We start from the raw sequence: 8,761 nt of genomic DNA, 5'->3' as shown, positions 1-8,761 counted from the left end.
GCCGGCCGGCCGGATCTCGACCTGCCGCTCGAAGGGCGCGAGCCCGGTGGGCAGATCGAGCGACGGACAGTCGTCCGGGGCCGGCACGGCGGGGGCCGGGCACCCCTCGTGCGCGGGGCCGGGGCGTCCGGGGCCGAAGACCGCCGAGCCGGCGATCACCGGAATGCCGTTCTGATGGCCACTGAAGACGCAGGTCGCGGCGCGCCGGCCGACCGCGGGCGCGGTCCCGGAGATCTGCAGGGGCCGGGCGTCGACGGGGGCCAGGAAGTGGGCGGTGAGGCTGCGGACCGGGTGGGCTCCGCCGGGGAACCGGCCACGGAGGGCGGCGAGCGCGACGGCGGCGACGTGGCCGCCATGGGCTCCCGCCCACGACCACCACAGGGGGTCGACGGTGCTTTCGGTGGGCGCCAACGGGGCCCGGGGTGCAGCGCTCATCGCACTTCCTCACACGCATGGCCGCACAGGGGCAGCCGAACAGTAGAGTTGGAAAAGCAGACTCACTATAGGGTGATGAGTTGGAAAAACAAATGGAGGTGTGGGCGGAGATGTGCCCCGAGGGTGGGTACCGGCGGCAGGGCCGAGTCGGTCAGGCCGGCCGGGGCCGAGGCACGCCGCTCTCGCGTGTGGCCACGATCAGCCGACAGCGCGGGCTGCCGTCGGGCCGGCGGCCGAGGCCTTCCAGCGCCTGATGCTCCACCGTGAAGCCGGCGCACGTCAGCTCGCGCCGTACGTCAGCGAACCGGAACGTCCGGTAGTACATGACGAACGGGGGCCGCCAGAGGGCGTTGCGCACCCGCATCGCGGCGTCGAAGCCGAACAGCGCCCAGTACCAGGGCGAGGCCGGGCCCGGCGGGGCCCCGATGGGGAACGCGAACCGTCCGCCGGGCCGCAGCACGGAGTGGACCTGGGCGAACAGACCGGGCAGTTCCCCCGGCACGAAGTGCCCGAACGCCCCGAAGCTCACCACGAGGTCGAAGGCGGCGCCGAAGGGCAGGGCGCGCGCGTCGCCGCGCACCCAGTCGACGCGCGGCGGCGCGTCGGCCGGCACCTGATTCCGCCCCACGGCGAGCATCCCCGCGCTGAAGTCCACCCCGGTGACACTCTCCCGGCACACCGTGCGCAGCACGTCCGCGCCCGCCCCCGTGCCGCAGCACAGGTCGAGCCCGCGGTCGAAGGGCCCCCTGGCCGCCAGGGCCTCCGCCACGGCGTCCAGGACGGCGTCCGGCGTCCGGAAGGGAGTGAGGTCGAACTTGGGCGCGAGCAGGTCGTAGCCGCGCTCGACCGAGGACAGCGCCTGAACGGCCAGCTCGCGGACGGTGGGACCGTGCGGGGAGAACATCACGGCCAGCCTAGTGGCAAGGCGGTGACGCATGGCCGGATGCGGTCGTCGGGCGGCCCGCCCGCGCTCGGGCGGGGGATCGGGCCGGACGTCGGTGCCGTACCGGGTGAGGCCCTCAGCGTGTCGGACCGGTGACGTCCTGGGTGCCGACGACTGCGAGCAGGTCGAGCAGACCGGCGCTGTCGGTGCCGACCGCGGGAGTGAACCAGAGCAGCCGCTGCCGGCCGTCCTCGCTGAACAGGTTGAGGCAGTTGACCTCGATCAGGCCGAGTGCGGGGTGGACGAGGCGCTTGCGGTCGTCCCGCCGGAACGCCACGTCGTGGTCGGCCCACAGCTCGGCGAATTCACGGGAGACGCCGAGCAACGAACCGATCATCGCATTGGTCTCGGCGTCCTTGGCATCCCTCCGGGCGGCGGCTGCCCGCAGATCGGCGACGAAGGCTCGGGACTGGCTCCTGTGGTCGGCCGCGGGATACGCCTGCCGGGCCTCCGGCTCGGTGAACCACCGGTAGACGAAGCTGGCCCGCCTGCCCCGGAAACCCGACTGGTCCCCGAGCAGCGCCACCGCGAGCGGATTCTGCACGAGGGTGACGTGCAGATCGGTGATGACCTGCGCAGGTGTCGCCGTCAGACGCCCCAGCAGATCGAGCATGCCGGGGTGTACGTGCGAGGCGGCCGTACCCTCCACCGGCACCGGGCGACCCGCCAGGTGGTAGAGGTGGTCACGCTCGTCGGCCGTCAGGCGCAGTGCCCTCGCCAGCGCGGCGATCATCTGCTCGGACGGCTGGGAACCGGCTCCGCGCTCGAGCTCGTTGTAGTAGTCCACCGATGCTCCGGCGAGCTGGGCCACCTCGTCACGGCGCAGCCCAGGCACCCGCCGCCGGGGGCCGGAGGGCAGCCCGACGTCGGCGGGGCGGATGCGTTCACGCCGCGCCCGCAGAAACGCCCCCAGTTCGGCGTGCTTCACAGAGCCCATGCCCCCCATTCTGCGCCCGGCCGGGTCACCGACACAGGGGATGACATCCCCTGGTTGCGCCGGTCGCCGTCACGCATCGTGGAAGACATGACCACCAACCAACCCACTCCCCCGACGGCAGCCACGCGGGTTGCCGTCGTCACCGGCGGATCACGCGGCATCGGCCGGGCGGTCTGCCGAAAGCTCGCCCGGGACGGCCTGGCAATCGTGGTGAACTACGCCCACGACGCGGCCGCCGCCGAGGAGACGGTGGCGGCGATCAACGCCGCCGGCGGGCGGGCGATCCCCGTGCAGGCGGACGTGGCGGACGAGAAAGCGGTCGCCACCCTGTTCGACCGGGCGGAGCAGGAGTTCGGCGGCGTCGACGCGGTCGTGAACTGCGCCGGCCGGCTCGCTCTGTCGCCCGTCGCCGATCTCGACCTGGCCGTGCTCGACGCCCTGTACCGCACCAACGTCCGCGGCGCCTTCGCCGTCGCCCAGCAGGCTGCCCGGCGGCTGCGCCCGGGCGGCTCCTTCGTGGGGTTCTCGACCTCCGTGGTCGGCACCCAGTTCCCCGCCTACGGCGCGTATGTGGCCGGCAAGAGCGCCGTCGAGTCGGTCATGCTGATCCTTGCCCGTGAGTTGCGCGGGCGGGACATCACCGTGAACACCGTCGCTCCCGGGCCCACGGCCACGGACCTCTTCCTGGAGGGAAAGACGCCCGAACAGATCGACCGGCTCGCCAAGGCCCCGCCGCTGGAGAGGCTGGGCACGCCGGAGGACATCGCCCATGTGGTCGCCTTCCTCACCAGCCCGGAAGGGCACTGGGTGAACGGCCAGGTCCTGCGGGCCAACGGCGGCCTGGTATGAGAGCCCGGCCGAACGCCGTGATCGCCACGGGCGCCTCCGGTCGCGTCGGGAACCTCACCGCAGGCGCCCTGGCCGAGGCCGGTCCTCGTGTCCGAGACGCCGGCCTGCCCCATGGCGTATTCCGGCCTGTCCGTATCGACGACTGCTCACCGGCCACGCCTTGTGCTGACCTCAACGGCCCCGGCCGGACAACGGCCACCGGCCACCGGCCACCGGCCCTCACCCTCGGACAGACACGTCCGCGCCAGCGGACGAGACCCGCTCAAGGAGAGACACCGATGCCTTTCGCCGCCTTCAAGGTCCCCGCCGGCACGATCACCGCCGAGGACAAGAAGAAGATCGTCGAGCGCACCACCGACCTGTACGCGGAGATCTACGGCGAGCGGGCCCGCGCCACCACCGTCGTGCTCGTCGACGAAGTCGCCGACGGCGGCTGGGGCGTCGCCGGCGGCGTCCTGACCGCCGCCATGCTCAACGGCGACGTCTGACCCCGTCGCCCGGGTGGGCGCTGCCGGCCGATCCGGACCCTGACGACCGCGCCAAGTCGATCGGCCGGCCGGCGGGGCGACGTCACCCGACCGTTCGGACCGGGTCGTCTTCGATCAGCGAACGACATGCCCCCGCGCGCCCGCCCGTGCTCCCGTAGGGTCCCGTCCATGACTTCGTTCCGTCCCGCCCCCGCCTGGCTGGCCGACGCCGTCTTCTACCAGATCTACCCCCAGTCGTTCGCCGACTCCGACGGCGACGGCATCGGCGACTTCAACGGAATCGCCGAGCGCCTCGACCACCTCTCGTGGCTGGGCGTCAACACCGTCTGGCTCAACCCCTGTTTCGTCTCCCCGTTCCGCGACGCGGGCTACGACGTCTCCGACCACCTGGCCGTCGCGCCGCGCTACGGTTCGGCCGACGACCTGGCCGGGCTCGTCGACGAGGCGGGCCGCCGCGGCATCCGCGTCCTCCTGGACCTCGTCGCCGGGCACACCTCCGACGAGCACCCCTGGTTCAGGGCCTCGGCGAACGACCCGGACGACCACCGCTACATCTGGGCCCCCGAGGGCCGCCCGGAGGGCTTCGTCGCCTCCCCCGGCAGCCGCCCCGGCGCGTATCTGCCGAACTTCTTCAGCTTCCAGCCCGCCCTCAACTTCGGTTACGCGCGCGAGGATCCGGGCCAGCCCTGGCGGCAGCCGGTCGACGCGGACGGACCACGCGCCAACCGGGCCGCGCTCCGCGAGATCATGGACCACTGGCTCGGCCTCGGTCTGTCCGGCTTCCGCGTCGACATGGCCGCCTCCCTCGTCAAGGACGACCCGGGCCGGACGGAGACGGCCGGGGTCTGGACAGAGCTGCGCCGGTGGCTGGACCGGGCCCACCCGGAGGCGGTGCTGCTGTCGGAGTGGGGCGACCCCGAGGTGTCCGTCCCGGCGGGCTTCCACGCGGACTTCTTCCTTCAGTTCGGCGGGCCCGCGAACGGCCTGCCCCTGCGGTCCCTGTGGCACACCGGCGAGGGCACGGCCGACGCGGACTGGAACCCGCTGGACTGCTTCTTCGACGCGGCGGGCAAGGGATCGCCACGCCCGTTCGTGGAGGCGTACGACAAGGCGGCGACCGCGCTGGGATCCTCCGGCTTCATCTCCCTGCCGACCGCGAACCACGACTTCTCCCGCCTCAGCTGCGGCCCGCGCACGGCCGAACAGCTCCCGGCCGCCTTCGCCTTCCAGCTGACCTGGCCGACGCTGCCGGCGATCTACTACGGCGACGAGATCGGCATGCGCTATGTTCCCGGCCTGCCCGACACGGAGGGCAGCGTCCTCGGCCCTCGCTACAACCGCGCCGGCTCCCGGACCCCGATGCAGTGGGACGACGGCCCGGCCGCCGGCTTCTCCGCCGCCGCACAGGACCGCCTCTACCTGCCCGTGGACCCCTCCCCCGACCGCCCGACGGTGGCGGCCCAGCGCGCCGACGAGGCCTCTTTGCTCCATCTCGTACGCCGTCTGATCGCCCTGCGCACGAACACGCCCGAACTCGGCCCGCGCGGCTCCGTGGAGGTGCTGCACACCGGGTACCCGCTCGTGTACGTACGGGGCGGCCGCTACCTGGTGGCCGTCAACCCGCGGCGGGAGAAAGCCGGTTACCCGCACCCGGCCGCCGGCCGTGCCCTGGAGGCCTCCGGCGTGGACATCACCGACGGCACGATCACGGTCCAGGGATTCGGCTACGGAATCTTCGCACTCGACGGCGGCTGACGGCGACGCGGACGCACCACGTCGAGGTGTGCGGCCCCCGGCCGCACACCTCGACGGTCGCCCGCGCGACCTGCAGTACGTCGTCGCGTTCCTCCGGGTCTTCGCCGCGCCCCGGGAATGCGCGGCGTCGTCGATGCGTTGATCCGACGAGCCGGAGTGTCCGACGGCCGCGCATCCGCTCATCGCCCCGCCCGTCCCGGCGGGTGCTACAGTGCTGTCAGCACTCGTGTACGCCCTCTGTCGGGCGCCGGTGCCAGTTCTTCCTCAGTTCGCTGATCCTCCCGGCGTTTCCGGCCGGTGCGTCAGCTTCCCGGCAGCACCTCGCGAGCAGCGTGTTCCCGCCGTACCCGAGGTGATGTTCCCCGCCGTACCGAGGCGTGACCATGCCGCCTCCCGGCCTCTCCTCCCTTTCCCTTCCCCGCGTTCCGCCCGAAAGGACCGCCCATGACCACCACTCTCGAACACCCCCCTGCACGGCACGACCTCCCGCCCCAGCTCGTCACCGGTGTCCTCGACATCGACGGGAGCGGAAGGGGGCACCTGCGGTCCGAGAGCTGCCTGCCCTCGCCCGCCGACCTCCAGGTCCCCCCGGCACTCATCCGCCGCCACGGGCTGCGCAAGGGCGACACCCTCGTCGGCACCCGCGGCGGGCAGCGCTCCCTCGCCGAGGTGGAGCGGATCAACGGGCGCACGCCCGACGAGCTGCGCGGACGTCCGCACTTCCGGGATCTGACCCCGCTGCACCCGCGTGAGCGGCTACGGCTCGAACACCGCGCCGCGGGCCTGTCCGGGCGCGTCATCGACCTGGTCGCGCCCGTCGGCAAGGGCCAGCGCGGGCTGATCGTCGCCCCGCCCAAGACCGGCAAGACCGTCCTGCTCCAGCAGGTCGCCGCGGCCGTCGCCGGCAACCACCCCGAGTGCCGTCTGATGGTGGTACTGCTCGACGAGCGGCCCGAGGAAGTCACGGACATGCGGCGCTCGGTGCGCGGCGAGGTGTACGCCTCCACGTTCGACCGCACCCCGAAGCAGCACATCGCGCTCGCGGACCTGGTCGTCGAGCGGGCCAGGCGGCTCGTCGAGCAGGGGCAGGACGTCGTCGTCCTGCTCGACTCACTGACCCGGCTGTGCCGGGCGCACAACAACGCGGCCGCCGCCGGCGGCCGCACCCTCAGCGGCGGCGTCGACGCGGCCTCCCTGCAGGGCCCGAAGCGGCTGTTCGGCGCCGCGCGCCTGACCGAGGAGGGCGGTTCGCTCACGATCCTCGCCACCGCTCTGGTCGAGACCGGATCGCGCGCCGACGACTTCTTCTTCGAGGAGCTCAAGGGCACCGGCAACATGGAGCTCCGCCTCGACCGCGCGCTGGCCGCACGCCGCGTCTTCCCCGCCGTCGACATCACCCCGTCCGGCACCCGCCGCGAGGAACTCCTGCTGCCGGAGGCGGAGTTGACGGCAGTACGCGGACTGCGCCGCGCCCTGCAGTCGCGCGACGGGCAGGCGAACCTGGAGACCGTGCTGGAACGGATGCGGGCCACGCCCGACAACGCGGCCTTCCTGAGCCACATCCGGCCCACGCTGCCGTCCGGATGACCCGCCGGGCCCGGCGTTGTGCGGCATCCGGGTGTACGTCCGCCCAATCGGCCCAAGGAATCCGGGCGTACACGGCCTCCGTTTCTACCGTGATCCATATGACCATCGGATTCCCATCCCGTGCCGTCGTCTCCTGCTGCGTCCTCTGCGCGGTCGGCGCGCTGGCCCTCGCCCCGCAGCCTGCCGCCGCCCGCGCGCGTTCCGACCCGGGCGCTCCACGGCCCACGGCCTCCCAGCCACCGCTCCTGTACGGGCCCGGGACCCATGTGCTGCCGCGCGGGGGTGCACCCGAGGTCCCGGACGTGTCGGCGCTGTCGTGGCTGGTCGCCGACGCCGGCACCGGCGAGGTGCTCGCCGCGCACGACGCGCACCTCCCCCTGCCGCCCGCCAGCACCCTCAAGACGCTGTTCGCGCTCACCGTGCTGCCGAAACTGCCCGGCGGCACCCGGCACACCGTCACGGGGCCGGAGCTGACGGGTATCGGAGCCGGCAGCAGCCTCGTCGGGGTCAGCGAGGGGCAGACCTACCGGGTGAGCGATCTGTGGAAGGGCGTGTTCCTGCACTCCGGCAACGATGCCGTGCATGTGCTGGCCGCGCTCAACGGCGGCGTGGAGACCACGGTCCGCCAGATGCAGGCCAGGGCCCGGGCGCTGGGCGCCCTCGACACCCATGTCGTCTCGCCGGACGGGTACGACGCTCCCGGGCAGGTGTCGTCGGCGTACGACCTCGCCGTGTTCGGCCGGGCCGGACTGCGCGATCCGGACTTCGCCCGCTACTGCGCCACCGTCGCGTCGAGCTTCCCCGGCAACAGCGGGTCCTACGAGATCGTGAACACCAACCGGTTGCTGACGGGCGCCGACGGCGTGGCGGCCTATCCGGGACTGCTCGGCATCAAGAACGGCTACACCAGCAACGCGGGCAACACCCTCGTGGCCGCGGCGCGCCGCGGCGGGCGCACCCTCCTGGTGACGGTGATGAACCCGCAGGAACGCGGCGGCTTCCGGGTCTACGAGGAGGCCCGCTCGCTGCTCGACTGGGGATTCGCCGCCGCGGGACGCGTCAGGCCGGTCGGCTCGCTGCCGCCGGAGCGGTCCTCGGCGCGAACGGCCCCCGCCGTCAGGGCGGCGGCCCGGGACGACGGACCCGGCTGGCCGGAGACCACCGGGACGCTCGCGGTGGCGGCCGCGGTGGGCGCGGGCGCGGTGGCGTTCACGAGGCGTCGCAAGGACGGCGGGCCGACACGCGGGTGACCCACCGGCAGCCCCAGCAGCAGCCCCAGGGTGATCCACACATAGGTGTTGCCGCCGAGGAAGCCGTCGATCCCGGACGGGTCGTCGAACCACAGCCACACCACGCTGCTGCACAGCACCGCGTACAGGGCACCGGCGATGCGCAGCCGGCGCGCGTGCACGAGCACGGCGAACGACGGCAGCAGCCACACGAGATGGTGCACCCAGGTGATCGGGCTGACCAGGCAGGCGGCGAGCCCGGTGAGGGCGAAGGCGGCCCGCAGGTCGCCGCCCCGCAGCGCACGGTGCGTGCGCCACAGCCACACCGCGAGGACCAGGGCGACGGCGGCCTCCCAGGCGGCGCGGCTGGGCTCGGACGGTGCCGTGAGCCGGGCGAGGACGCCCTGCAGGGACTGGTTGGAGACGTAGTCCAGGCGGCCGACGCGGCCGGTGTCCCAGAGCGCCTGCGTCCAGTAGAAGCGGGAGGCGTCCGGCGCCGCCCAGGCCGCGAGCGCGGTCGCGGCCGCGGCGACGGCGG

The 8,761-nt window shown here is 73.2% G+C and carries 8 protein-coding genes and 1 pseudogene; 5 read left to right on the top strand and 4 right to left on the bottom strand.

The window, feature by feature from the left end; translation table 11 throughout:
- The 3 genes from ACFSL4_RS27325 to ACFSL4_RS27315 form a co-directional block, all read right to left on the bottom strand.
- Positions 1-435 (bottom strand): acyl-CoA thioesterase domain-containing protein (locus ACFSL4_RS27325; protein WP_381088276.1); only part of this gene is annotated, 435 nt, incomplete at its 3' end.
- A gap of 151 nt (positions 436-586) precedes the next feature.
- Positions 587-1,339: a methyltransferase domain-containing protein gene (locus tag ACFSL4_RS27320; RefSeq protein WP_381088273.1), complete on the bottom strand. Its 753-nt coding sequence runs from the start codon at positions 1,337-1,339 to the stop codon at positions 587-589.
- A gap of 115 nt (positions 1,340-1,454) precedes the next feature.
- Positions 1,455-2,324, bottom strand: coding sequence for a helix-turn-helix transcriptional regulator (locus tag ACFSL4_RS27315; protein ID WP_381088270.1), 870 nt, complete (start codon positions 2,322-2,324; stop codon positions 1,455-1,457).
- Between the two features lie 78 nt (positions 2,325-2,402).
- Between ACFSL4_RS27315 and ACFSL4_RS27310 the strand changes: the two genes are divergently transcribed.
- The 5 genes and pseudogenes from ACFSL4_RS27310 to ACFSL4_RS27290 all read left to right on the top strand — a co-directional run.
- A complete protein-coding gene (locus ACFSL4_RS27310; RefSeq protein WP_381088267.1) occupies positions 2,403-3,164 on the top strand; it encodes an SDR family oxidoreductase in 762 nt (253 codons plus the stop codon).
- Positions 3,165-3,442: 278 nt separating this feature from the next.
- Complete coding sequence (locus tag ACFSL4_RS27305) at positions 3,443-3,652, top strand: tautomerase family protein (protein WP_381088264.1); 210 nt, start codon at positions 3,443-3,445, stop codon at positions 3,650-3,652.
- A gap of 168 nt (positions 3,653-3,820) precedes the next feature.
- On the top strand, positions 3,821-5,407 hold the full coding sequence (locus tag ACFSL4_RS27300) for an alpha-amylase family glycosyl hydrolase (RefSeq protein WP_381088261.1): 1,587 nt from the start codon (positions 3,821-3,823) through the stop codon (positions 5,405-5,407).
- A 444-nt stretch (positions 5,408-5,851) separates the two neighbouring features.
- A complete protein-coding gene (gene rho, locus ACFSL4_RS27295; protein ID WP_381088259.1) occupies positions 5,852-6,994 on the top strand; it encodes a transcription termination factor Rho in 1,143 nt (380 codons plus the stop codon).
- Positions 6,991-7,965, top strand: a pseudogene (locus ACFSL4_RS27290) (D-alanyl-D-alanine carboxypeptidase family protein); the annotation flags it as partial. The gene rho and the pseudogene ACFSL4_RS27290, both read left to right, overlap by 4 nt.
- Before the next feature lie 35 nt (positions 7,966-8,000).
- Here the strand turns inward: ACFSL4_RS27290 and ACFSL4_RS27285 are convergent.
- A partial coding sequence (locus tag ACFSL4_RS27285) for a glycosyltransferase 87 family protein (RefSeq protein WP_381088256.1) occupies positions 8,001-8,761 on the bottom strand: 761 nt, incomplete at its 5' end.

Source organism: Streptomyces caeni (assembly GCF_042678285.1).
In the GTDB taxonomy this organism is placed as follows: Bacteria; Actinomycetota; Actinomycetes; order Streptomycetales; family Streptomycetaceae; genus Streptomyces; species Streptomyces caeni.
This window is presented reverse-complemented; position numbering and strand designations above follow the sequence as displayed.

Bases quoted from the DNA above. Each gene is read 5' to 3' on its own strand.
- ACFSL4_RS27320 (WP_381088273.1), bottom strand. From the start codon at position 1,339: ATGTTCTCCCCGCACGGTCCCACCGTCCGCGAGCTGGCCGTTCAGGCG.
- ACFSL4_RS27300 (WP_381088261.1), top strand. From the start codon at position 3,821: ATGACTTCGTTCCGTCCCGCCCCCGCCTGGCTGGCCGACGCCGTCTTC.
- ACFSL4_RS27315 (WP_381088270.1), bottom strand. From the start codon at position 2,324: ATGGGGGGCATGGGCTCTGTGAAGCACGCCGAACTGGGGGCGTTTCTG.
- ACFSL4_RS27305 (WP_381088264.1), top strand. From the start codon at position 3,443: ATGCCTTTCGCCGCCTTCAAGGTCCCCGCCGGCACGATCACCGCCGAG.
- rho (WP_381088259.1), top strand. From the start codon at position 5,852: ATGACCACCACTCTCGAACACCCCCCTGCACGGCACGACCTCCCGCCC.
- ACFSL4_RS27310 (WP_381088267.1), top strand. From the start codon at position 2,403: ATGACCACCAACCAACCCACTCCCCCGACGGCAGCCACGCGGGTTGCC.